The organism is Mesorhizobium sp. M0626 (assembly GCF_040320665.1).
Lineage (GTDB): Bacteria > Pseudomonadota > Alphaproteobacteria > Rhizobiales > Rhizobiaceae > Mesorhizobium.
On sequence record NZ_JAMYQD010000014.1, the window covers coordinates 109,629 to 134,118 of the forward strand.

The 24,490-nt window shown below is 59.3% G+C and carries 22 protein-coding genes and 1 pseudogene; 16 read left to right on the top strand and 7 right to left on the bottom strand.

From position 1 onward, the window contains the following. Positions 1-283 precede the first annotated feature (283 nt). Positions 284-547, top strand: coding sequence for a hypothetical protein (locus NKI37_RS19180; protein ID WP_023681159.1), 264 nt, complete (start codon positions 284-286; stop codon positions 545-547). Positions 548-771: 224 nt separating this feature from the next. Here NKI37_RS19180 and NKI37_RS19185 read toward each other — a convergent pair whose 3' ends face one another. Together NKI37_RS19185 and NKI37_RS19190 are read right to left on the bottom strand one after the other, a co-directional pair. Further along, the gene (locus NKI37_RS19185; RefSeq protein WP_023681160.1) at positions 772-948 is read right to left on the bottom strand and encodes a hypothetical protein; all 177 of its coding nucleotides are present in this window, start codon (positions 946-948) and stop codon (positions 772-774) included. Positions 949-1,065: 117 nt separating this feature from the next. Continuing rightward, positions 1,066-1,617: a response regulator gene (locus NKI37_RS19190; RefSeq protein WP_352787380.1), complete on the bottom strand. Its 552-nt coding sequence runs from the start codon at positions 1,615-1,617 to the stop codon at positions 1,066-1,068. Between the two features lie 158 nt (positions 1,618-1,775). On the opposite strand from NKI37_RS19190, the gene NKI37_RS19195 reads away from it, so the two are divergent. Both NKI37_RS19195 and NKI37_RS19200 read left to right on the top strand, forming a co-directional pair. Further along, complete coding sequence (locus NKI37_RS19195) at positions 1,776-4,883, top strand: CheR family methyltransferase (RefSeq protein ID WP_352787377.1); 3,108 nt, start codon at positions 1,776-1,778, stop codon at positions 4,881-4,883. Next, on the top strand, positions 4,880-5,296 hold the full coding sequence (locus NKI37_RS19200; protein WP_023700039.1) for a response regulator: 417 nt from the start codon (positions 4,880-4,882) through the stop codon (positions 5,294-5,296). Before NKI37_RS19195 ends, NKI37_RS19200 begins: the two co-directional genes overlap by 4 nt. 181 nt (positions 5,297-5,477) lie before the next feature. Here the strand turns inward: NKI37_RS19200 and NKI37_RS19205 are convergent, their stop codons facing one another. The 3 genes and pseudogenes from NKI37_RS19205 to NKI37_RS19215 all read right to left on the bottom strand — a co-directional run bounded on the left by NKI37_RS19205 (position 5,478) and on the right by NKI37_RS19215 (position 7,616). Continuing rightward, positions 5,478-5,723 (bottom strand): hypothetical protein, encoded by a 246-nt coding sequence (locus NKI37_RS19205; protein ID WP_023712187.1) that lies wholly within the window; start codon positions 5,721-5,723, stop codon positions 5,478-5,480. 90 nt (positions 5,724-5,813) lie between these two features. Beyond that, positions 5,814-6,216, bottom strand: a pseudogene (locus NKI37_RS19210) (SDR family NAD(P)-dependent oxidoreductase); the annotation flags it as partial. Positions 6,217-6,818: 602 nt separating this feature from the next. Then, positions 6,819-7,616, bottom strand: coding sequence for an SDR family NAD(P)-dependent oxidoreductase (locus NKI37_RS19215; RefSeq protein ID WP_023696321.1), 798 nt, complete (start codon positions 7,614-7,616; stop codon positions 6,819-6,821). A 517-nt stretch (positions 7,617-8,133) separates the two neighbouring features. On the opposite strand from NKI37_RS19215, the gene NKI37_RS19220 reads away from it, so the two are divergent. The 4 genes from NKI37_RS19220 to NKI37_RS19235 are packed head-to-tail and all read left to right on the top strand — an operon-like array spanning position 8,134 to position 10,506. After that, positions 8,134-8,595 (top strand): hypothetical protein, encoded by a 462-nt coding sequence (locus NKI37_RS19220; RefSeq protein ID WP_352787374.1) that lies wholly within the window; start codon positions 8,134-8,136, stop codon positions 8,593-8,595. Continuing rightward, positions 8,592-9,812: an NRAMP family divalent metal transporter gene (locus NKI37_RS19225; RefSeq protein WP_023681168.1), complete on the top strand. Its 1,221-nt coding sequence runs from the start codon at positions 8,592-8,594 to the stop codon at positions 9,810-9,812. The genes NKI37_RS19220 and NKI37_RS19225 overlap by 4 nt, the downstream gene beginning before the upstream one ends. Then, entirely contained in the window at positions 9,809-10,171 is a 363-nt protein-coding gene (locus NKI37_RS19230) for a hypothetical protein (RefSeq protein WP_245260609.1), read from the top strand. Before NKI37_RS19225 ends, NKI37_RS19230 begins: the two co-directional genes overlap by 4 nt. A 2-nt stretch (positions 10,172-10,173) precedes the next feature. Beyond that, positions 10,174-10,506: a hypothetical protein gene (locus tag NKI37_RS19235; protein ID WP_023736049.1), complete on the top strand. Its 333-nt coding sequence runs from the start codon at positions 10,174-10,176 to the stop codon at positions 10,504-10,506. Positions 10,507-10,585: 79 nt separating this feature from the next. Here the strand turns inward: NKI37_RS19235 and NKI37_RS19240 are convergent, their stop codons facing one another. After that, positions 10,586-11,161, bottom strand: coding sequence for a GNAT family N-acetyltransferase (locus NKI37_RS19240; protein ID WP_352787370.1), 576 nt, complete (start codon positions 11,159-11,161; stop codon positions 10,586-10,588). A gap of 202 nt (positions 11,162-11,363) precedes the next feature. On the opposite strand from NKI37_RS19240, the gene NKI37_RS19245 reads away from it, so the two are divergent. The 5 genes from NKI37_RS19245 (at position 11,364) to NKI37_RS19265 (ending at position 15,187) form a co-directional block, all read left to right on the top strand. Then, positions 11,364-11,684, top strand: coding sequence for a hypothetical protein (locus NKI37_RS19245; RefSeq protein ID WP_031193045.1), 321 nt, complete (start codon positions 11,364-11,366; stop codon positions 11,682-11,684). Between the two features lie 632 nt (positions 11,685-12,316). Next, a complete protein-coding gene (locus NKI37_RS19250; RefSeq protein WP_023704637.1) occupies positions 12,317-12,727 on the top strand; it encodes a DUF427 domain-containing protein in 411 nt (136 codons plus the stop codon). 28 nt (positions 12,728-12,755) lie between these two features. Continuing rightward, positions 12,756-13,175 (top strand): HD domain-containing protein, encoded by a 420-nt coding sequence (locus tag NKI37_RS19255; protein ID WP_023733187.1) that lies wholly within the window; start codon positions 12,756-12,758, stop codon positions 13,173-13,175. A gap of 330 nt (positions 13,176-13,505) precedes the next feature. After that, positions 13,506-14,012: a YciE/YciF ferroxidase family protein gene (locus tag NKI37_RS19260; RefSeq protein WP_023668075.1), complete on the top strand. Its 507-nt coding sequence runs from the start codon at positions 13,506-13,508 to the stop codon at positions 14,010-14,012. Positions 14,013-14,140: 128 nt separating this feature from the next. Next, on the top strand, positions 14,141-15,187 hold the full coding sequence (locus NKI37_RS19265) for an ATP-dependent DNA ligase (protein WP_352787366.1): 1,047 nt from the start codon (positions 14,141-14,143) through the stop codon (positions 15,185-15,187). A gap of 654 nt (positions 15,188-15,841) precedes the next feature. Here NKI37_RS19265 and ku read toward each other — a convergent pair. Then, positions 15,842-16,831, bottom strand: a complete 990-nt coding sequence (ku, locus tag NKI37_RS19270; protein ID WP_502896298.1) for a non-homologous end joining protein Ku — start codon at positions 16,829-16,831, stop codon at positions 15,842-15,844. Between ku and NKI37_RS19275 the strand changes: the two genes are divergently transcribed. From NKI37_RS19275 to NKI37_RS19290, 4 genes are all read left to right on the top strand, one after another. Beyond that, positions 16,824-17,366, top strand: a complete 543-nt coding sequence (locus NKI37_RS19275; protein ID WP_352787364.1) for a DUF6894 family protein — start codon at positions 16,824-16,826, stop codon at positions 17,364-17,366. The genes ku and NKI37_RS19275 overlap by 8 nt on opposite strands. Positions 17,367-17,389: 23 nt before the next feature. Further along, positions 17,390-18,010, top strand: coding sequence for a cysteine hydrolase family protein (locus NKI37_RS19280; protein ID WP_023687850.1), 621 nt, complete (start codon positions 17,390-17,392; stop codon positions 18,008-18,010). A gap of 449 nt (positions 18,011-18,459) precedes the next feature. Then, positions 18,460-18,594, top strand: a complete 135-nt coding sequence (locus NKI37_RS19285; RefSeq protein WP_280790991.1) for a hypothetical protein — start codon at positions 18,460-18,462, stop codon at positions 18,592-18,594. A gap of 183 nt (positions 18,595-18,777) precedes the next feature. Next, the gene (locus NKI37_RS19290; protein ID WP_352787484.1) at positions 18,778-24,489 is read left to right on the top strand and encodes a HAMP domain-containing protein; all 5,712 of its coding nucleotides are present in this window, start codon (positions 18,778-18,780) and stop codon (positions 24,487-24,489) included. Position 24,490 lies beyond the last annotated feature (1 nt).

Consider the following 24,490-nt stretch of genomic DNA (forward strand, 5'->3'; position numbering starts at 1 on the left):
AAGGAGCAATGGAAGCCGAGCGTAAAGCGCGGGAAGAGAAAACGGCGCGATTGCGCAAAGCCCGTTTGGCGCATGAGGCGGTCAATTCGCCTGCACCCGAGCAGAAACCGGCAGTGCCGGAAACGCCAAAGCGGGTCGCCAAACCAGGCAGCCGAAAAGCTGGAGAAGATTAGCTTCAGCTTTCTTCAGCTGTGCCGGTGGCCGGCGCCGGGGAAGAGCAGACCGTGCGGTCGATCTGCACGATAAATTTGTACTTCATCGAATGACACAAAGGAGTCCAGTGATGACGGAGCATGTGTCCCGGAAGGAAGAACAGCGTGGCACCCGAAATGTACTCGGGTGGGGCGTCGTCATTGCGGCTGTGATCTTCGTCGCACTGCTAGCCTTCTTTGTGTTCATACCCCTTTCAGGCGGATCGTGGCAGACATCGCCAGTAAAGCGCACCCCGGAACAGAACCAAGGCGGCAATGCCCCCGCCGAGACATCACCCGCGCCCGGCGTTAAAAAGAACCCGCAAGAAAATACCGAGATGCCAGGGCAGCAGTGATCGACCTTGGGCTGCGACCCAAGTTGGCCTGATCTTCCTGGTCGTCTCATCGGCGTCATGATGGGATCAGGGCCTTCTGGGCGCAGGAACCGCTGAGCTATTGAGACTGGGGTTTCGCCCACATCGAGCGCAGAAAGATTACCGCAGCAGCATCGGTCTGGCGAACGAGGCGATGACGCCATCGTGGAACTCGAGGCAAATCAAGATGCCTAGCTGCAGGCCGTTCAGTTGGGATTTTTCAGCTGCTTTGACAACAGCAGTTGCTGCTGCAGCTCAAGGGCGAGCTTCAACAGCCGTTCAGGTGTTTCCTCTTCCGCGATTTCGTCGAGCAGCGCTGCGAGTGCGTCGCCCTCAACAGGATCGCGGAATGAGTCAGGTTTGGTTTGCGGAGGTTTGGCCACGAGGATTTCTAGCAGGAATGCGGCCGTATTTGCAAGACGAAGCGAAACGCTCTTGGGGGAGGGTACCGTGGCGGGGGGCGGTCGACAGGGCGGCCTGCGGCAAACCATCGGACAATCTTAATTCATAATGCCAGACCTGTCGTTGCTGAGCACCTCCTCCATGAGTGTGTTGAGCCATTCGCTCAAGGGAAGGTCATGTCGCGACAACCGCTCCTCCAGCGCCGCCTTCAATGTCCGTTCGACGAGGCGATCGGCCGCCTGTGGGTCGCCCAGCAGCAGCCGCGCGGACAGCCTCAGTTTTGGAAGAGCGCGGAAAACGTTGTCTTCACCAAGCGCTGTTGACTGCGCGGCGAGGATCCCGGCAACCGTCCTGAACCCGGCCGGCTTGGAGAGGTTTTGGGTGTATCGGAACCGCTCCGGCAGGGTGATCTGATCGTTTCCGGAGAAGAATACGAACGGGATGCCTCTGTCCGTCAGCTCGTCGGCGAGGGGAAAAACAGTCTCACCGTTGAGGTCGATGTCCAGCACCGCCCCATCCGCTGAATCGATATATCGTCGAGCCCGGCTGACTGACGACACCGGCCCCAAAACGGTCGCCCCACAATCGCTGAAATAAGAGGCAAGTTCGCTTGCCAGCAAGAATTCGTCCTCGACGAGCAGAATTCGCATGCCTAATAACATAGCAGCCCTCCGGGCTTTAAACGGCGGTCGCGTCCATCGGTTCCGTGGCTATCGGCGGTGCGGGATGGGAATTTGAGTAGGAACGGTTTACACATTGGATCGAAATCAGCGCTGCCGCGTTGCATTTCACTGAAGCAGGACAATTGATGCAAAAGCTGCCGAGGTTCCCCATAGTCGGTATTGGCGCCTCTGCGGGCGGCATTGCCGCCATGGAGGGATTTTTTCGCGGGATGCCGTCTTCGAGCGGGATGGCGTTCGTGATCGTCACGCATCTCAGCCCGGAACGGGAAAGTCTGCTGCACGAAGTGATTGCGCTTTACACCGGAATTCCGGTTCGTGTCGCTGAAGATGGAATGGATATCCATCCTGACACCGTCTACGTGATGCCGCACAATGCGATCCTCACCATCGAAAATTCCAGCCTAAAGCTGCGCCAACCGAATTCCGTGTCCAGGGAGCGCAAGCCCATCGATATCTTTTTCAGCGCGCTGGCCGAGGATCAGGGCGAATACGCCGTCGGCGTCGTCCTGTCGGGCGGCGATTCCGACGGTACGTTGGGCATCAAGGCAATCAAGGAGCATGGCGGCCTGACGCTGGCGCAACTCTCCGACGAGTCGGGTCCGAGCAATCCCGACATGCCGCGCAGCGCGATCAGTTCCGGTCTGATCGATATCGCCATCCCGGCCGATGAGATGGGTGCGAAACTCATGGAATTTGCCCATAGCTTTGAACTGCTCGACGAGCTTGAAGCTGACGATGGCAAGGCCAGTGCTTTGAAACTCCGCAAGGGCCAGGAGGAAATCTACGCGATCCTGCGCAGCCATTCGGGACATGATTTCTCGGGCTACAAGGCCAAGACGTTCTTGCGTCGCGTCAGGCGACGCATGCAAATAACGCAGAACACCGCGATCGATGCCTATATAGAGTTGCTTCGTTCAAATGCGGAGGAAGTGCGGTCGCTGTTTCGCGATCTGCTGATCAACGTGACAAATTTCTTCCGCGATACGGACGCTTTCAAGACCCTGGAAGAGACCGTCATCCCCAAACTTTTCGAAGGCAAGGACGCCAACGATACGATCCGCGTCTGGGTGCCCGGCTGCGCAACCGGCGAGGAAGTCTTCTCGATCGGAATGCTGATGCGCGAGCATATGGATACACTTTCGGCTGTGCCGCGCATCCAGATTTTCGCCACGGACATCGATGACGCGGCGTTGGGCATCGCACGTTCGGCGCGCTATCCGGAGTCATTGCTTGCGGGCGTTTCGCCTGAACGTCGCGAACGCTTCTTCAGCAATGACGGCACAAGTTTCATCTTGAGCAAGAGCGTACGTGATCTCTGCATCTTCTCGGCGCACAGCGTCATCCGTGATCCACCCTTCTCGCGCATGGACATGGTGTCGTGCCGGAACCTGCTGATCTATTTCGGCCCCGATGTGCAAAAGCAGGTTATTCCGACCTTCCACTATTCGCTGAAGCCCGGCGGCTATCTGTTCCTTGGCACCTCCGAGAGCATAAGCCAGCATGCCGATCTGTTTGCACCGGTCGACAAGAAACAACGGATATTCAAGGCACGAGAACATACGGCGCCGCCGCGGCTGCCGATCTTGTTGAATGCTGCGCCTGCAAGCAACTTTTCCAGCGCCAATGACACTCATGCCCGCCGCGGGTTGTCTTATTCCCTAAGGCAAACCGTTGAAGCCCATGTTCTCGAACGCTACGCTCCGGCCCATGTCGTCATCAATGGTGATGGAGATGTCGTCTATTACTCGGTCAGAACCGGCAAATATCTCGAGCCGCCGCAAGGGGTGCCGAGCAGACAATTGCTCACAATGGCACGCAGCGGCCTGCGTCTGGAACTGCGCGGCGCTTTGCGGGAAGCGGCCGAAGGCCGGCGCACGGTTGTGCGCGAAGCGATAGCCATTGAAGAAGATGAAGATCGTGTCCAATTCGTCACATTGACGATCGAGCCCTTGGTTGATCGCGGCAGCGGCGAGCCGCTGTTTCTCGTCCTGTTCGAACCGGTGGGCCAGCCGCAGCCGCGGCTGGAGGCTCTAAAGGTTCGACAGCCATCCGGGATTGCTGATTTCGAGCGCGAGCTCCGCGATACGCGCGAGCGCCTGCAATCGACGATCGAAGAATATGAGACCGCATTGGAGGAGTTGAAATCTTCCAATGAGGAACTCGTCTCGGTCAACGAAGAAGCCCAGTCATCCAATGAGGAGCTTGAGGCTTCCAAGGAAGAAATGCAGTCCCTCAATGAGGAATTGAACACCATCAATGCCGAACTGGTTTCCAAGATCGAGGATCTCGATCGGGCCAACAGCGATCTGAAGAACCTGTTCGAGAGCACACAGATCGCGACTGTTTTTCTCGATACCAAGCTGGTTATCCGCAGCTTCACGCCGGCGGCGTCTTCGTTCTTCAATTTGCTGCCGACCGACATCGGAAGACCGCTTACCGATCTTGCCAGCCGGCTCGATTATCCGCACCTGCGCGACCATATCGCGCAGGTTTTCAAAGCCGGCGAGATGATCGAGCACCAGCTGCCGCGCGATAGCGACGGCGTCCACTATCTCGTGCGGCTGATCCCCTACCGCGACAGCGTGCGGAAAATCCAGGGTGTGGTGGTGACCTTTGTCGATGTGACGACCATGGCTGAAGCCGAAGCCCACCAGCGGGTATTGATCTCGGAACTCAATCATCGGGTCAAGAACATGCTGGCTGTTACGGTCAGCATTGCCAGTCAGACCCTGAAAAATGCTCCCTCTTCGGAGGCTTTCGCCGAAGCGCTCATCGGTCGCCTGCGCGCCATGGCGCGGGCCTACGGAGTGCTCTCGCGCGAAAGCTGGAAAGAGGTCTCGGTAGAGGAAATCGTGCGGCAGGAAGTCGAGCCGTTCGGGCTGGAACGCATCAACACCACAGGCGAGGACATTCGGCTCAAGCCTCAGCAGGGTCTGTCGCTTGGCATGGTGGTCCATGAACTTGCCACGAATGCTGGAAAATATGGCGCCTTGTCCGTGCCAAACGGCGTGGTGTCCGTGACTTGGTCGGCGTCGGATCACGGTTTTCAGCTCGAATGGTTAGAAAGCGGCGGTCCCGCTGTCAGTCCGCCTGAGAAGACGGGATTTGGTCTTTCGCTGGTGAAAGGCGAAATTGAGTATCGGCTTGGCGGAAATTTTGAAACATCTTTCGGTTCCGATGGTTTGAGCTTGCGGATTGAGTTTCCGTTTGATCATCGGGAGAGCGAAACGTGACTGCATCTCGTATCCTTGTCGTCGAAGATGAATGGCTGGTCGCGGAGGAGCACCGCGCAATCCTGGAAGAGGCCGGCTTCGCCATCGCCGGGCCAGTGCCGTCCGTTGCTCGCGCGAAAAAGCTGATCGAGAGTGAAGTCATATCTGCCGCGGTCCTGGACATTGGTCTCGGCGGCGAGACCAGCGCTGCCCTTGTCCCTCTTCTAGCGCAACGCGGAATTCCGTTTGTTTTCGTCAGTGGGTACACGGCATCCGACATCCCGCAGGATTTGCGTCATCACAAGATGCTGTCAAAACCCGTGTGGGCTGCCGCGCTGGTCGAGGCCGTGCGAAATATGCTCGGTGTTCAACCGACAGCTTTGGCAAGACACCAGGACAGCGGAACGGTGCCAACCCAACGAGAAGCCCGATAACTGCACAAAGACACTGGTTTTTCACCAGATATGAGACGACATTCGGGTCCAGGCCCGAGCCGGCGTCGCCGGCAAGTGCCTGCGATCCGGCCGGCACGATTGGCATGCTCGCGGTCTGGCGTACTCCAGCGCTGGGCGAAAGTTCGCCACCGCGCGACGATTGGTCAGCCGTGTGAGCCTATCAAACAACGGGCAGTTCGCCCTCGGTTTTCCTCGCGTCGAATAGGACGCCAAGGCCGTAAGTGACGGCGCCAGCGGCAATCATCTCTGCCAACGCTGCGCTCGACACCGGGCAATGCGGCATGACAGCCTTGATCGCGAGTTCGGCATTCGCGATCGACACGAAATCGTGCCGTCGCTTACGGGTCTCCAGATATTGTTCGATCAACATCTGCAGTCGCCTTCTTTCTATTTCATCGCCGGCCATTGGTTCCTCCTGTAGACGGTCTGAAAGCCCACCACGCCTAAGGAGCGGTGGCCTTGGCGCCCCTTTTTGAGGACCGTGGACTCTAGTGAGGCGGGCAGCGTTGCTGACCAGGATGTCGAGACCGCCGAGGGGCGTTGCTGCTTCATCGACCAGCTTTCTGCAAAAGGCCTCATTGCGGATATCGCCGGCAAGCCTTTTGACCTGCCGCTTTTATTAGGTCCACCAGTTCGTCGGCGTCTTCCTGTTCTTCGGGGAGGTAGCCGAAAGCAACGTCCGCACGCTCGCGCGCGAATGCAATCGCCGCCGCACGACCGGTTCCGGAATCGCCGCCGGTTATCAGCGCTTTGCGACCGGCAAGCCTGCCTGATCCCTTGTAGGTCGTTTCGCCGTGATCCGGGCGCGGCACCATCTTGCTGGCCAAACCCGGCCACTTCTGTTCCTGTGGCTTGAACGGCGGCTGGGGATATTGCGTCACCGGATTCTGTTTGAGCATCGGGCTCGCAGGGCCTGCTTTAGCAGGCACTGTTCCCGTATCGGCTGACGCCGTGGAAGCATAAGCGGCGAGAATTCCTCCCGCCATGCTTCCAGCGACAGGTCTACGCGCTGCGTCTGGTACATTGTCATGCTGGTCGTGGTTCATCATGGGCTCGCTTTGACGGCAGGTGACCGTTACGGAAGTGGCACCTAACCGGCCGTCGACGCGAATGTTCCCTTGTGATTGCAGTGAGTGTCGGTCGCCTTGCCCGTCTTAGCTGTGAGGCCGCATCACCACTTTGACAGAACCTCCTGATTGTAGCGGAACGTCTTGTACAGACCGGCCCTGCTTCCAGATCGGCCGGTGGGTAATCAGAAAGGAGGGATCGATTTCGCCGTTCTGGACCATCGCCAATAAAGGTTCCAGGTAGCGTTGCGTATGCGTCTGGCCCATCCGGAAAGCCGGTCCCTTATTCATCGCCGCCAAACGGGATGTGATCGACCAGACCAACATAGAGGCCGGCAACCGAGATGGTGCCGCCCCTGCGGCAGCGATAGATTGCCTCGCGCAGCACATGCGGCCTTGGGAATGCCAGCCCTTTTGATGACGCGAATATTGGCTCAGTCGCTGGACGCCGACCCCGGCTCGGCCATCCTACGGTGCTGTTCGGCCAAGGTGCCTGCCGGCGTGACATGCGCGGCGGCGACCTGCAGCTTGTTTTTCCAACCGCTGACGACCTGTTCATCACCGGCCATCATCGCCTCGTAACCCGTCTTGGCGACATCGGCCGGATTGTCCTTTTCATCGGAGCCGACCTTGGTATCCATCATTTCAGCGCGCTCGAAGAATCGCGTCTGCGTGGGGCCAGGCATCAGCACGGTGACCGTCACGCCGCTATCTTTCAGCTCATGGCGGAGCGCGATCGAGAAGGAATCGATGAATGCCTTCGTGCCGTTGTAGACGGCCTGGAATGTTCCGGGCATGAAGCCGGCGATCGACCCGGTGAACAGGATGCGTCCGCGACCTCGCCGGGCCATCTTGGCGCCGAGTTCATGCGCCAGATAGACCGTTCCGGTGACATTGGTGTCGATGATCCGGCGGACTTTTCGCCAGTCCTGGTCGACGAAGCCGTTGCCGAGCCCGCGTCCCGCATTGAGAAACAACAGGTCGATATCGCGATCGCCGATCTGGGAGATCAACCGATCGGCGCCCTCGACGGTCGCCAGATCGGCCTCAATGGCTTCGACCGTTACATTGTGGGTCTCAAGTGCCTCTGCCGCCTGCCGGATAGCCGGCTCGTCGGCGGCGATGATCAGGTCGTAACCGTCTTTAGCGCACAGCTTTGCGAGTTCCCTTCCGATGCCACTCGAGGCGCCGGTCACCACAGCGAGTTTGGCGTCCGTCATCATATCCTCCATCTTCGTGCCATCGGAACCACGAGCGGGCACAATTGTTCCGCGGCGTTTGGGCTGGATTGATCGTGCGCTGTCATGACGGTCAGGCGACGGTCGTCGTCGCGGTCGTCGCGCGCATTCATAGAGAGCCGTTGCGACAAAAACCGTTCTACGCCATGAGAACTCGCGATGGCCTACCTTCAAAAAAAGGCCCCCCGAACGCATGGATTGAGTACTCAGAACGGATCAGTTGAAGTTGGAACAAGTGGCCCAGTTGGAAGTTCGAACCGTGCAGCGTTGTTGCCCTCCCATGTTGATGCTGCGCGATCGGGTCATCCCCTCAGCCCGATCTGCCCGCGCTTCTCCGCGCCAAAGAGAAGCGCGGGCCCCCGCACTTTCACGGCTGTCCGGGATGGAGCGTTTTGTTACGTGGGACTAGCCGACCTCACAGGCTCGTCGTCGGTTTCGTTTGACGAGCTCTCCGAGCGCTCTAGATCATTGATGCCGGACGCAGTTGGTTCGGGCCGGGGAGGAAATCCGCGTGGCGCATCCAACGCGCGCTGTACCCCATAACGACCGTCATTTTCCGGTTGGCTGCCTGTGCTTGCTTCTGATTCTAGCCGGGTTGGCCGGATGCTCGTCTTCCAATCAGGTGGCGCAGCAATCACGAACAGCGGCCTCCGCGGCACAGACCGTATCGATGGTGCTGGATGCCTGGGTGGAGGGAGCGGCACCGTCCGCCTATGCCACGGCCGCACTGCACTCGGTCGGAAAAACGCTGGCCGATGTCGAGGCGCAAATTCGATCGGCCAAGACCGCTGAACCAGCCGGGCGAGCAGGACTGACGGCAGCAGTCAACAGTTTGTCGGTGGCGGTGGCGCATGCCGAGGCGGGATTGCGGGTGAACAATCGCACTGAGGTGGAAAGCGCACAACAGGATCTTCGGGCGGCCATGCGCTCGCTCGCCGCCGCTTACACCAGCGCTTTCGGACCAAAGCCGTGAAGAAGCTTCTGGAAATATCGCTTGGCGTCGTCACCAGTGTCGGAGGTTTCCTCGAAGTCGGGTCGATGGCTACGGCGGCGCAGGCGGGTGCCGCCTTCGGATTCCAGCTAATCTGGGCCATAGTTCTCGGCACCATATGCATCATCTTTTTGGTTGAAATGGCCGGTCGGTTCGCCGCGATGAGCCATCACACGATCTCAGAGGGCATTCGTGAAAGATTTGGGTTCAACGTCTTCCTATGGCCGTTGCTCGTCGTCCTTCTCGTCAATTTCATGGTGCTGTCCGCTGAGATCGGCGGTGTGGCCATCGCACTCGAACTTGCCACCGGCATAGGCTTCCAGTGGTGGGCACTGCCGGTGGCGTTGCTGGCATGGCTGCTGCTATGGAAAGGCACGTTTGGCTTTATCGAGAAAGGCGTTTCGGTCCTCGGCCTCGTGACGCTGTGCTTCGTGGTTGGTGCGGTGTTGTTAAAGCCCGACTGGACAGCGGTCGCTGGCAGCGCCGTGCCGTCGCTGCCGGCTCACGATGCCATCAATTACTGGTTCATGGCGGCCAGCATTCTCGGCGCGTCGATATCGCCTTATCTTTTCATGTTCTATTCCTCGGGAGCTATCGAGGACAAATGGGATGAAAGCCACCTGGGAGCCAATCGTGCCATCGCTGGGCTGGGCATGACCTTCGGTGGGACCATTTCGATCGGCGTGTTGATCGTCGCTGCTCTCGTTCTCGCGACGCGCGGCATCGACCAGGTGGACGACTATCACCAACTGCCGTTGATGCTGATCCCTATATTCGGCTTCTGGGGGTTCGTTCTATTCGTTGCCTCGCTCGCCATTGCCTGTTTCGGCGCCGCACTCGAAGTCGGGTTGCAACAGGCATATCTGGTGGCACAGGGCTTTGGCTGGACCTGGGGCGAGGATCGCAAGCCGCGCGATGATCCGGGCTTCAGTGCCGTCTATACGGCATCATTGTTTTTGGCCGCCATTCCGATCATGCTTGGCCTCGACCCACTGAGGCTGACCATCTTTTCCATGGCGGTAACGGCGGCGAGCCTTCCGCTGACGGTAGTTCCATTTCTCTTCCTGCTGAATGACGAACGCTATGTCGGCGAACATCGCAACGGCATCATTTCGAATGCCGCCGTTGTCTTCATTATCGCGCTTGCCTTCGTGCTCGCCGTGGTGACGATTCCGCTGCAGATATTCGGAGGCACATGATGGAATTGATGCGTGATCTCCTGGACAAGCAGGTGTTCGACCGCCGGCGGGTCAAGATCGGCAAGGTCGACGGAGTGGTGGCCGAGTTGCGGCGGGGCAAACCACCAAGGATTGTCGCGATAGAACTCGGCTCCATCACTTTGGCGCGCCGCCTTGGCGCGCGGCCCGGGGAATGGATGGCGCAACTGGCGACGAGGGTGGGTGGCAAACGCCACGCCGTGCCACACAGGATTGCGTGGAAAAAGGTGCAGGACAACGGGCTCGACATCGAATGTGACATCGAGGTGGGCGAGACGTCGATTTTCGCCTGGCAGGACTGGTTGCGCGATCATGTCATCGGGCGCATCCCAGGAGCGTGATGATGAGGACAGTCAACCTCGAACATCTTGCCGGGCGACGCGTGCTCTCGCAGCGCGGAAAGAGCATCGGTCACATCGAAGAGATTCTCGCCGAACAGCGTGGCGACGAGCTCGTCGTTACTGAATTCCACGTTGGCATCTACGCCGCGTTCGAGCGTCTGTCGGCCTCGACCATCGGCATCGCGATGCTCGACCTGCTTCGGCTGCGCCGCCGCGACGGCCTGTACCGCATTCCCTGGGATAAACTCGATATCTCCGATCCGGCGCGACCGCGGCTGCTATGCCCGATGACCGAGCTTCCTGGATGGAAAGGGCAAAAGGACCTTCGGGAGTAGATGGCTACGGCTGGGAGGGCTAAGGCGCCGGCGTTTTGCCGGCGAACAGCCGTTCGTGCAGATGGCGCCTCCGCAAAGATTACTGCAGGTTCTTGCGAAGGAAGATGCGGGCGTGTCCTGGAATAACGAATTCGACCTTGCCGAATTCCTCAAACCCATGATGCCGGTAAAATTGAGGCGCCTGGAAACTGCTCGTCTCGACGACGGCTCTCTTGCATCCACGCCTAACGGCTTCCTCCTCGATCGCCATAAGAAGCTGTGATCCATAGGATCGGCCACGCAATTTATCAGGCAAGAAGAACATGTCGAGAAACAGGAGCCCCAGTTCCGTTCTGCCCCAAATTCCACCCCAGATCTTTCCCGAGGGGTCGGTAAGCTCCGCGCCGATCACTGCCCGGTCATCGATTCCGGTTTGTTCGATGTTGTGTCGATAGAGCGCAGCGGCCGCCTGCGTTCGTGCATCCCCGTTGTGAGCCAGAGCGATTGTAAATCCTTCGGATCGAGCCGGCATGCGTTCTGCTCCTGCGTCGGAATGGTCTTGAGATTCAACCGTCAGATTAACATCAAGGCGGCCGGTTCGCTCGCAGCTCTGATCGCCGCTTCTGTTGTAACCCGTCTTGCCCACATTCCGCATCGCGATCCGCGTCGGATGCATGCAGCCGCGCCCAACATATCGCTTTGGTGTTGAACAAAGCCCATCCTGCCCTTGTCAGGTCTCATCACAATTCGTGCGCCGTCAAGAGTGTCCACCTCGACGAAGGCTGCTGCGGATCACAATCCATTACGCCGGGAACAATGAGAAAAACCTGTCGTTGGGAAAGCGATCGCAATTCGGCGATTCAAACACGGAGACTCCAATGTTGAAGAAAATTCTAGCCGCGTCGGTGCTAACTATTGCCTTGGCCGGTTCCGCCTTGGCGCAGACAAATGGAACGGGTGCTGGCGGCACGGCTGGCACGGGTAATGGAACTGGTACTGGAACTGTTGGCAGCGGCGGCGCCGCTGGCAATGGCACTGGCAGCGGGAATGCGGCCGTGCCAACCGATCCGAATTCCACAAACTCGACTACAAAATCGAACGGCATGACCGACCGTTGCAAGGACGCCGCAGGCAATGACATCGATAACAACACTGCAAGTGGCACAACGACCTCGACCGTGCAAAATTGCAACAAGTAGCCGATGGACCTAGCGGCTTCGGCCGCCCGAAGGCCCGCCATCAAGACAATGGCGGGCCTCCGAGTACGTGCCTCGCATGGCTGGATACGTAGGAGCACATGTGTCCAAAGAGACCCGGCGGGCCAAACTCGATCGCTTAGCAGCCTCGATTCCGAAGCACGAATTCGAATTCCTAATGAAGATTGCAAAGCTAAGCCGTCATGACCTACTTGGCCTGATCGCTAAACACGATGGCGGCAGGGACAAGGTCTATAGGGACCTTGCGGCCCACTTGGCAGCAACTGAGGCCGCCCCGGAGCCCGTACATGAGGCGGCAGCTGACGACGGCCAAACAGCTGGAGCATCTCCAGCCACGAACTCGCCCGCCGGCAAGTAGCGGCGAAGATCATTTCGGTGCCAGCCCTGACGCTCCACGGAAGCGACGACCGTGTCGTCCTTCCAAAATCTTCGAATGGGTTGGACGTGCATTTTACCGCGCCTTACTGACGAGTACTGCTGGATACGGCAGGCGGTAGGCGCTTTAAGGCCGGCTGCCATTCAGCTTCATCGGACATGCCGGAACCTGAAGCGCCGCCGCGCATTTCGTCTCCAGGCATGACCGATCTTGCGGTAATCGCCAGGGAGAAATTCAGATGCAAACTTCAGGCGCAACTTCACAGCAAAACCTTGGCCGATTGGCCATAGAACCGTTTTCCGGCACGGTGACGGTGCGGTTTTCCGACGCCATCGTCGCAGCTACGGAGCGGGCGAAGGTCCTGCGTGAAGACGGGCACGAGCCCGTTTTCTATATCCCGTTCGAGGACATCTATTTCGATCTTTTCGAAAAGACCGACACCACCACCCGGTGCCCGCTCAAAGGCACCGCAAGCTACTGGCGTGTCCACGCCGTCGGCAGTTCTTCCGATGATTTCATGTGGGCCTACGAAACGCCCGATGCGGCTGCTCTGGCTATTGCAGGTCACGGCGCTTTCGATCCGGAAAAGGCCCGTATCGATGTCGATCCTGCCGAGGACAAGCGACACACGCCACATATCGTCGAATAGGTTTCATCAGGCAGAGACAACAGGCGCGATGAGCATTTTCTACCAGGCGGCAAAGATTGCGGAGGAGGTTCACGCGTCTCAGCGTGATAAGACCGGGCGGCCCTACATCGAGCATTGCCGCCGTATCGTCGACGCCGTCGAGACAATCGATCAGAAGACTGTTGCCTACCTTCATGACGTTCTGGAGAAAGGCGAAGGCTGGACCCGCGCCAAGCTCGAAGAAGCAGGCTTCGGACCGACAATTGCCGCGGCGGTCGATGCCATGTCGCGCAGGCCGGATGAGGAGTATTTCGCCTTTGTCCGGCGGGCTGCGTCGAACCCAGTGGCGCTCCCCGTAAAACGCGCCGATCTGGAGGACAACATCTGGCAGTCGAGGCAGGTCGGAGCGTCGGCGGCCAAATATGAAGAGGGCCTTCGCATGCTTGACCAAGAGTTCTCCCGACAATAGTGCGCGCCCGACGCTGGCATTGCATCTGCCGAGGCAGCCATCGCCTGCGAGAGCTTGCGGCGCACAGCACGTTTCGGCTCTCCTGGCCGTCAGTTTTTCCGCGCCGGCGTGCGCCTGAGGGTCCTCGCTGGACCATGGAACGTGTGATCGGGTCAAAGCTCCTCCGGAGATGGACCGCAGCGTCTCCAAAAGGAGTAACGGCCGGCTCGGAATCAGGAACTCCTCCAGCACCGGTGCGTTGACCAGCAAGCCGGGACGAGTTCCCGGCCTCCGCGGGTGGCGGGCAAGCCGCCGCCGAACCCGAACTTCTGCACAATGAAAGGTAAGGCCATGGGCTTCTTTTCGAAGGACATCAAGACACTCGACGATCTCTTCGTGCACACGCTGCGCGACATCTATTACGCCGAAAAGCAGATCGAGAAAGCGCTGCCGAAGATGATCGGCAAGGCAACCGATCCGCAATTGAAGGCCGGATTCGAAAAACACCTCGAGCAGACCAAAGGCCATATCGAGCGCGTCGAACAGGTGTTCGAATTGCATGGCGTCAAGGCCAAGGAGGTCAACTGCCCGGCGATAGACGGCATTCTGGAGGAAGCCGACGATGTGAGCGGCGACGTCGACGACAAGGAGGTTCTAGACGCGGCGCTGATAGCGTCGGCGCAGGCGGTCGAACACTATGAGATGACCAGATATGGCACGCTCATCGCCTGGGCCAAGCAGCTTGGCCGCAGTGACTGCGCCAACGTATTGGCCAAGAACCTGAAAGAAGAGCAGGCGACCGATCGCAAGCTCACCGAAATGGCGGAAAGCAAGATCAACATGCAGGCTGCCGAGTAGACCGTCCCAGGTCATGATGAGATTGGTTGAAATCTCATCATGACCTAACCCTGTTGGAGCATGATTTTTTCCAAAGCCGGCACCAGTGCTGCGTTGAGTCGATCTCCATCGTTGTCCACGGAACTTTCATGACGGGCGAATCTGCCATCTCTCGCGATCTGCCGACGAGTGTAAAATCGTCTTTCGGCGTGGCGTTGAGCACGGCGCCGATGGAAGCAAAGGCTGCCGACACGTTGCCGGCCGATGCTGGCCGATGGCAATACGAACCCAAATGGGACGGGTTCCGCTGCCTGGCCTTTAAATCCGGCGCGGCCGTGGAGTTGCGTGCAAAATCCGGCAAGCCGTTAGGGCGGTATTTCCCGGAAGTCGTCGCGATGTTGCATGAACTGAAAACAAAAGAGTTCGTGGTCGATGGTGAGATCGTCATCGAAATTGCAGGCTCTCTTTCTTTCGACGCCTTGCAGATGCGGCTGCATCCGGCGGAAAGCAGGATCCGGAAACTGTCGGTCGCGACGCCGGCAAAGCTGATCCTCTTTGACATGTTGGCGACCTCCGAGGGCGCCTTGATGCAGCAGCCGCTCTCGGTTCGGCGCGCTGCACTCGAACTGTTCGTAAAGTCGGCCGCGCGAAAGGATCTCGAACTGTCTCGGGCGACGCGTGATTTGGCGGCGGCAGGCAGATGGCTTGGCCAATCCGGACAAGGTTCGACCGACGGGGTCGTTGCCAAGCTTCTCGATGACGAATATCGACCCGGCGAGCGCGCCATGGTCAAAGTCAAGCGCCTGCGCACGGCCGATTGTGTCGTCGGAGGGTTCCGCTACCTGGCGAATTCGCGTGAAGTCGGCTCCCTGTTGCTTGGCCTGTACAATGACCAGGGGCAACTCGACCATGTCGGGTTCACTTCGACGATCGCCCGGGAGGACAGGGCCAAGCTTACGCGACAACTTGAAGCTTTGCGATCGGCTCCTGGCTTCACGGGAAAAGCGCCGGGCGGTCCCAGTCGGTGGAGCACGGAAAGAAGCGGACAATGGGAGCCATTGCGGCCCGAACTGGTGGCGGAGGTGCGGTTCGATCATGTCACCGGCGATGGTTTCCGTCATGGCACCAAATTTCTGCGATGGCGTCCTGACAAAAGCCCGAAGCAATGCACGTTCGAACAGATACTTGGAAAATGAGGCTTGGCGAGGCGTCGACAGGTCCACACCATCGAGACCAAATCCGTCAAGCATTCGGCGCAGCCAAATCCAGTCGCATTTCACTGGCGATCTTGAACCCGGCGGCGAGATAAACGCCTTTGCAGGAGGATGCCGGACCAAACTCGTTGTTCAGTCTGTCACCACGCCTCGCTTTGGCGGATCACGGTTCTCGTCCGGATTAGGAACTGGCACTTCGTCGGGAAGAAGATCCGGCTCAGGCTCGCGTATGTCCGGCGTCCACGTCGGCGCATCCACTGGCGGCTCTTCGGTTGGCTCTGGTTTGGGGGGCACATCTATTCTCCGGGTTTCGCTTGGGCGTGGGGTTCGGCCCGCCACAGGTCGCGCGTCGCCGCGTCTGGAGGCGAAAGGGTCTTTTCACACCCCATGTATTTTTACCGATGGCCAGCGGTCCTGGGGCTTGTCGGCGCCCGATCAGAGTCCTGCGTTCCGGCTCCTTTGAGCGCAATGTTGGCATCCGCTGCCTCTGGCTCTTTGAGGACTGCCCTGTCGACGTTCTTGATCTCGGCCATAAGGCATCGTCCTTGGTGGCCAACGGGCAACCGCGAGAATTGTTCCGAGCTATTAAGGGCGGCTGGAGCTGCTGTGCGGACCTTCTGGCTGGGCAGTTATCAACTATGCTGTCTTGCGTTTCGGTGAGGCTCTCTTTGTGGATCTCGCCAGCCCTTCCTGTTTGAGGCTCTTCTTCAGCACCTCAGCGAGGTTGATGACATTCTCCTGTGGCCTTGGTGCGGGCTTCGGCAGCTTCTTGCCTTTGCGCTTTGCATCGATCATGGCGATCAGCGCGTCTTCATAGGTGTCTTCAAATTTCGAGGGATCGAAGGTCGTCACTTTTTTGTCAATAAGCATGCCGGCGATTTCGAGCAGATCGGGGTCGTATTTCTGCTTGGCCAATCCATCGAACACAGTGCTTTCCGAAACCATTTCGTTGTGGTTGCGAAGCTCGGTCATCACCATCCCCTTGCCATAGGGCTGAATCAGCACTTCGCGGCCGCGCTGGTAGAGCACCACGCAGGATCGAGCGGCCACGCCCTTGTTCTTCATGGCATCGCGGATCACTCCGTATGCTTCGATTGCGGCGCCGTCGGCCGGGATCAGATAGTAGGGCTTCTCGAGATAGCGCGTATCGATATCGTCAATCGATACGAATTCGCCGACTTCGAGCGTGTGCTTCGACGTCAGCTTCAACGCCTTTATGTCGTCAGGTTCGATCTGGAGAAATTCGTCCTTTTCGATCTCGAAACCCTTCACCTGATCCGCTGCATCCACCAGCTTTCCGGTCTCCTCGTCGGCGTAGACGCTCCTGACCGGCAGACCGTCCTTGCGGTTCAAAATCTTGAAATGGATCTTGGATGCTTCGCTGGTTGCGCCGACAATCTTCACGCCGCAAGTAACCGAACCAACCTTCAAGTAGCCCTTCCAAGCAGCACGTGGCGCGGCCATTTTGCGCTTATCCCGTTTCCAGCTAGGGCAACGCGTTTCCGTTCGAATTGTTCCTGCGGCGGGGGCTCGGTGCACCGTGAATGTCCGGTGGGGAAGTCCTGTCAGTCTCGACAGCCGGGCCGGCGCCTGCATCCGCAGGAACCGAAAGCGCACCATGAACATTGTCAGACACAGGCAGGAGAGTGTCATGCAAGTCGTTCGGACCGAAGTGGTGAATGCCAGGGCGCCAGACGGGCAGTCGGTTCGCCGGGTGATATTTTGCGGCGAGGGCGGCGACTGCGTTACGGTGGACATGGCAAACGTCGGGACACAAGCTGAAGATGACGTGCTTGCCCGCGCAAAGGCAATCCTGGTCCAGACAGCGACCTTTGATCTCGCAGCCAATGAATATGACGCGAGCAGCAACGGCAATTTCGGCCAGGTCGAGATAACCTCTGCAAGCGACGGCGCCGGCGACGTATATGTCTTTGAGTATCGCGATGGCGAAACCAGCCGACGCATACCGCCGTCGAGGATGGCGAGCCTTGAGGCGGCCCGGTCCGAAGCTATCCGCTGCGCAATCGATCTTCTCGCCGACCTGCAGCCTGGCACGGACGCTCTGTCCGGCTGGCTTGTGAGGGTATCCAACGAAAACGGTGAATTGCTTTACACTGTTGATGTGGCTGAGGCCGATGCAGCGCGGCAGGCAGGCCAGTAACCCAAACCCGACGGAATCCACCAGTGGCCGCCCAAGGATTGATTCACGGACCAATAGGCGACGATGGCCTGCATCTGTGCGTCGACATGCAGCGCCTGTTTGCGCCGGGTGGACCTTGGCCCGTGCCGTGGGCTGAAAAGGTGGTCCCGGCGATCGAAGAACTGGTCGCCAGACATGCCAGCCGTACCCTGTTCACGCGCTTCATTCCTGCCGCCCGCCCGGGCGAGGCGCCGGGAATGTGGGCAAACTACTATCGTCGGTGGGCGGAGGTAACCCTTTCCAACATCGATCCGCGCCTGATCGAGCTGATGCCTCAACTTGCACGATTTGTACCGCCGGCGACGGTGGTCGACAAACATGTCTATTCGCCCTGGACCGAGGGGCGGCTCGACGCGCTGCTGAGTGGCTCCGGCGTGCGTGCGCTCGTGATCACCGGTGGCGAAACCGACGTTTGCGTTCTCGCGACCGTGCTTGGCGCCATCGATCGTGGCTTTCGCGTCATTCTCGTCACCGATGCCATCTGCAGCTCTGCCGACCAGACCCATGACGCACTGATGGAAGTCTACCATTCCCGCTTCAGTGAGCAGATTGAGGCGGCCAGCATGGCGGAGGTGTTGGAGTGTTGGCCACAACTCACTCGCTGATCTGGGGGGCTTCAAGTGAAAGGGCCGACAATCGTCATTCTGGTCGGGCGGACTGTTTCAGTTGGCGGACGGCACTACAGTGAACCGGAAAACGTATATGAACGGCACGATTGCCTGATCTGCTCGCTCGCGTGAATCAGTGTCTGGAAGCGTACAAAGCCTTGCAGAGCTATCGACAGCGCGGCCAACCGTCATAGAATGGACAGGATACAGCGCCGAAGACTCGATGCCGGCATCTAGCAATCTTTGCGAGACATCCGGCGCCTCTGCCGTCGGCCTTCCGCTGGGAGGGTGATTTGCTGAAAAGCGAAGTCATTGACCTTGAAACCTAGTCGCTGGCAATCGCGCTGACGACATTGTGTCGACGGCGTTTGCGGTCGATGGAATCCGCGCAAGTTTCCTGAGTGTCGCTGCGACGACGAGGAATTGTCGGGCTTATGGTCCATGCCATGTCCGGCAAGAAAATTGCCGTGAGCTTCGACCACCGGGTGGCTGCCTCGCCTTCCGAGTTGCGCAACGCAATTCATGCCTCTCTGGCAATGGCAAACGGCTATGACGTGTCGTGGTCGGCTGAAGCACGATAAATCCACAACCGCATCATGAAAATCCGGCGTTCAAACCAAGGCGCAACCGTCGGCCTGGAATTCACGGCACGATGGAACAAAATTGAAGATGCCGCGTTTGGGGTCTTGCGGCGCGATCCACCATTGGCCGCGGGGGCAACTTTATCCGTATAAATCCATAGGGCTGGGAGTGGCGCTGTGACCGTGCAGGCATCCAAGAAGCAATTGGACCGTCGAAGCATCCTGAATTCTCTGAAAGCCTTCCGGCGCGGCGATTTCTCCGTCCGCATCGACAATGTTTATGAAGGCCTCGATTCTGAGATAGCTGAGACTTTCAATGAGATCGCTGACCTCAACGACCAAGTGACGCGCGAGTTCGAGCGCTTGAGCCGGGTCGTCGGCAAGGAGGGGCGGATAGGCGAGCGCGGCCGGGTTCGCAATGCCACCGGCAGTTGGGAATCCAGTGTCCGTTCAGTCAATGATCTCATCGAAGACATGGTTCAGCCAACGGCTGAGGTTGCGCGCGTTATCGGCGCCGTCGCCAAGGGCGACCTTTCGCAGACCATGATGGTCGAAATTGATGGCCGACCGCTGCGCGGCGAATTCCTGCGCATCGGCAAGATCGTCAACACCATGGTCGGCCAGTTGGCCTCCTTCGCCTCTGAGGTGACGCGCGTGGCGCGCGAGGTCGGTACGGAAGGCAAGCTCGGCGGCCAAGCCCGGGTCAAGGGCGTCGCCGGCACGTGGAAAGATCTGACCGACAACGTCAACGCGATGGCCACGAACCTGACCGGGCAAGTGCGCAACATCGCGGAGGTTACGACGGCGGTCGCGTCGGGCGACCTGTCGAAGAAGATCACAGTCGATGTCAAGGGCGAAATCCTAGAACTGAAGAACACCATCAACACGATGGTGGACCAGCTTAATTCCTTCGCTTCGGAAGTGACGCGCGTGGCGCGCGAGGTCGGCACTGAAGGCAAGCTTGGCGGCCAGGCGCGCGTTGAGGGTGTTGGTGGTACGTGGAAGGATCTGACCGACAATGTGAATTCCATGGCCGAGAACCTGACTGGCCAGGTGCGCAACATCGCCGAAGTGACGACCGCGGTGGCTTTGGGCGACCTGTCGAAGAAGATTACGGTGGACGTGAAGGGCGAGATTCTCGAGCTGAAATCCACGATAAACACGATGGTGGACCAGCTGAATTCATTCGCGGGCGAGGTCACGCGCGTGGCACGCGAGGTTGGCACCGAAGGCAAGCTTGGCGGCCAGGCGCAGGTGCGCGGCGTCGCCGGCACCTGGAAGGACCTCACCGACAACGTCAACTCGATGGCCGAGAACCTGACCGGTCAGGTGCGCAATATCGCCGAGGTGACCACGGCGGTCGCGTCGGGCGATCTGTCCAAGAAGATCACGGTCGCCGTGCAAGGCGAAATCCTGGAACTCAAGGACACCATCAACACGATGGTCGACCAACTGAACTCCTTTGCCTCGGAAGTGACGCGCGTGGCACGCGAGGTCGGCACCGAAGGCAAGCTGGGCGGCCAGGCAGAGGTGAGGGGCGTCGGCGGCACATGGAAGGATTTGACCGACAACGTCAATCTCATGGCCGCCAACCTGACTGGCCAGGTTCGAAACATCGCAGAAGTCACCACCGCCGTGGCGCGCGGCGACCTGTCGAAGAAGATCACCGTCGACGTCAAAGGCGAGATCCTGGAGCTCAAGGACACCGTCAACACGATGGTCGACCAACTGAACTCCTTCGCCTCTGAGGTCACGCGTGTGGCCCGCGAAGTGGGATCGGAAGGCAAGCTTGGTGGCCAGGCGCATGTCGAAGGCGTCGGTGGCACCTGGAAGGATCTGACCGACAACGTCAACGCCATGGCCGGCAATTTGACGGTGCAGTTGCGTGACGTGTCGAAGGTGGCAACGGCCATAGCGACCGGCGACTTGACCCAGAAGATCACCGTCGACGCGCTGGGCGAGATCTTGCAGATCAAGGACGTCATCAACACGATGGTCGACCAGCTCAATTCCTTCGCTTCGGAAGTGACACGTGTGGCGCGCGAGGTCGGCTCCGATGGCAAGCTCGGCGGCCAGGCCCAGGTGCGCGGCATCGGCGGCACGTGGAAGGATCTGACCGAAAACGTCAACGCCATGGCGGCCAACCTGACCGGCCAGGTGCGCAACATCGCCGAGGTAACCACCGCCGTGGCGCTCGGGGACCTTTCGAAGAAGATCACCGTCGATGTCCGCGGCGAGATCCTGGAGCTGAAGGACACCATCAACACAATGGTGGACCAGCTTAATTCCTTCGCTTCGGAAGTCACGCGCGTGGCACGCGAGGTCGGCACGGAAGGCAAGTTGGGAGGCCAGGCGCAGGTGCGCGGCGTTGCCGGCACGTGGAAGGATCTCACAGACAATGTGAACTCGATGGCCGAGAATCTGACCGGCCAGGTGCGCAACATCGCCGAAGTCACGACCGCCGTGGCGCGCGGCGACCTGTCGAAGAAGATCACCGTCGATGTGAAGGGCGAAATCCTGGAGCTCAAGTCGACCATCAACACCATGGTGGACCAGTTGAACTCCTTCGCCGGCGAGGTCACCCGAGTCGCGCGTGAGGTTGGCACCGAGGGCAAGCTTGGTGGCCAGGCGCGCGTCGAAGGTGTTGCCGGTACCTGGAAGGACCTGACCGACAACGTCAACCTGATGGCGACGAACTTGACCAATCAGGTGCGCGGCATCGCCGATGTCGTGACGGCGGTCGCGCAAGGCAATCTCAGGCGCAAACTGACGGTCGACGCGAAGGGAGAGATCGCCCTGCTGGCCGACACCATCAACGGCATGATCGAGACGCTTGCCACCTTTGCCGACCAGGTGACCAACGTCGCCCGTGAGGTGGGCATCGAGGGTAAGCTCGGTGGTCAGGCGCGTGTGCCAGGTGCCGCCGGCCTCTGGCGCGACCTGACCGACAATGTCAATCAACTCGCTGCCAATCTGACCACCCAGGTGCGTGCCATCGCCGAGGTTTCGACGGCGGTGACCAAGGGCGATCTTACCCGTTCGATCAGCGTCGAAGCCTCCGGCGAGGTCGCCGCGCTGAAAGACAACATCAACGAAATGATCCGCAATCTGAAGGATCAGACGCTGAAGAATGCCGAGCAGGACTGGTTGAAGACCAATCTCGCCCGGTTTTCGCGCATGCTGCAAGGCGAGCGCGACCTTGCCACCGTCTCGCGGCTCATCATGTCCGAACTCGCTCCTCTGGTGAACGCCCAGTATGGGGTGTTCTACGTCACCAATCGCGACGAGGAGGAATCCTATCTTGAGCTGGCGGCTTCCTATGGCGCCGAGAGCAAGGCTGCCATCAAGCAGCGGCTTGATCTGCGAGAGGGCCTGGTTGGGCAAAGTGCCGCCGACAAGCGCGCCATCATGCTGGACAATGTGCCGCCAGAATTCCTTCGGGTCACATCTGGTCTTGGCAGCGCCTCGCCAGCCAATGTCATCATCCTGCCTGCCCTGTTCGAGGATGAAGTCAAAGCCGTCATCGAGCTCGCCTCGTTCGGCGAGTTTCGTGACACACACCAGTCGTTCCTCAACCAGCTCATGGAATCCGTCGGCATCGTTCTCAACACCATCGCTGCGACGATGCGCACGGAGGGCCTGCTCAAGCAGTCGCAACTGCTGACGTCGGAATTGCAAGCGCGTCAAACCGAGCTGACAAAAAAGCAGGAAGAGCTGCATGCGACGAACGAGGAGCTGCAGGAAAAGGCGCAGCTGCTCGAGAACGAAAAGAAGCAGGTCGAAAACAAGAATCTCGAAATCGAGATGGCGCGACGCGCGCTGGAGGAAAAAGCCGAGCAACTGGCGCTCACGTCGAAATACAAATCCGAATTCCTGGCCAATATGAGCCACGAACTGCGCACGCCGCTCAATTCGCTGCTCATTTTGTCAAACCTGCTGGCGACCAACCAGCACGGCAACCTCAACGAAAAACAGGTAGAGTTCGCCCGCACCATCAATTCGGCAGGAACCGATCTTCTCAGCCTCATCAACGATATCCTCGATCTGTCGAAGATCGAGTCGGGCACTGTTTCCATCGACATCAACGATATGCCGGTGACGCATCTTCGCCAGCATATGGAACGAACTTTTCGTCAGCTGGCAGCCGACAAGGGACTTGGCTTCACCATCAAGGTCGATCCGGCGCTTCCCGACACGGTCCGCACAGATGAGAAACGCTTGCAGCAGATTGTCCTCAACCTGCTTTCCAACGCATTCAAATTCACCTCGGAAGGCGAGGTCAGCCTGAACTTCCGGGTTGAAAAGGCCGGCCGCCGCAATGGCGCGACGCAGCCGGTGAAGGCTCTCGCGATCGCCGTCACCGACACCGGCATTGGCATTCCAGAAGACAAACAGAAGCTGATTTTCGAGGCCTTCCAGCAGGCCGACGGCACCACCAGCCGCAAGTATGGCGGCACCGGCCTTGGGCTCTCGATCAGCCGCGAGATCGCTCGCTTGCTTGGCGGCGAATTGCGGGTCGAAAGCACGCCGGGCAAGGGGTCGACATTTACCCTCATCATCCCGTTCGACGGCCCCCGCGTGACGACAGTACAGTCGACCTTGGCTCCGGCGGCGGAGGCGGTTGCTGCGACAGCTCTGCTCAGCAGTCCGCCCTCGGCAGAGCTGATCGACGACCGCGATTCAATCCTACCCACCGATCGGATCGTGTTGATCGTCGAAGACGATCCGACCTTTGGCGGGTTGCTGCTTGGCCTCGCCCGGTCGGCCGGGCTGAAAGGCGTTCTGTCGACTGCAGGTTCCGGCACGCTGGCATTGGCCCGCAAGCTCGTTCCCGACGCAATCACACTTGATCTCGGACTTTCGGATATCGATGGCTGGGTGCTTTTCGATCTGCTGCGGCATGACCAGAAGACGAGGGGAATTCCTATCCATGTCATCTCGGGTGCCGAAGACATCGACAGTCTCGCACGCAAGGGGGCGTCCAGCATTTCCACCAAGCCCGTTTCCTCGGACGAGCTGATGAAGGTGTTTCAGGATATCCACTCGAAGAAGCTCCGCGTTCAGCGCCGCGTTCTGGTCGTGGACCCTGACCCGGAGCGGCGTCTGGCTCTGGTCGAGGCAATCCGCGACGGCGTAACGTCGGTCACCGCGATCGGTCGTGTTGCGGCAAATGCAGAAGACGTTGGCCTCGCCTCCTATGATGCCGTCGTGCTCGGCTTTGGACGCTCCGCCAAGGACAACGCAAAGGCGCTGGACGAGATCACCGGCCAATTCGGCGAAGCCTTGCCGCAGCTGCTGTTCTTTATGCCTCACCCGGACGCGCTTGAACAGGTACTGGCATTGAACCCGGCCTTGGCGGAAGCACCGCGGGCGGAGAACTTCGCTCAATTGGCGCTGCATATTTCGGCAACGCTGCCGGGAGAAGGTCGCCAAGAGGCCTGGGCAGGAACTGAACACAACGGCAAGTCCGATCTCGCCGGGGCGAAGGTTCTCATCGTCGACGACGACATTCGCAATATCTATTCGCTCACCAGTGTTCTGGAGACCTATGACATACAGGTTCTGCATGCCGAGCGGGGCCGTGATGGCATCGCGCTTCTTGAACAGGCGCCCGATGTCGACGTGGCATTGATCGATATCATGATGCCGGAGATGGACGGCTACGAGACGATGCGGCGGATTCGCGGCACACCGGCGATTGCTCATATCCCGCTGATTTCCGTCACCGCAAAGGCGATGAAGGGGGATCGGCAAAAATGTCTGGATGCCGGGGCTTCCGACTATATCGCCAAACCCGTCGACCTGGATCTCCTGCTGGCGCTGCTTCGTGTCTGGATCGGGCGTGCCCGATCCCGTGTAGAGAGCCCGGAAAAAATTCTCCTGGCAGCGAACTGAC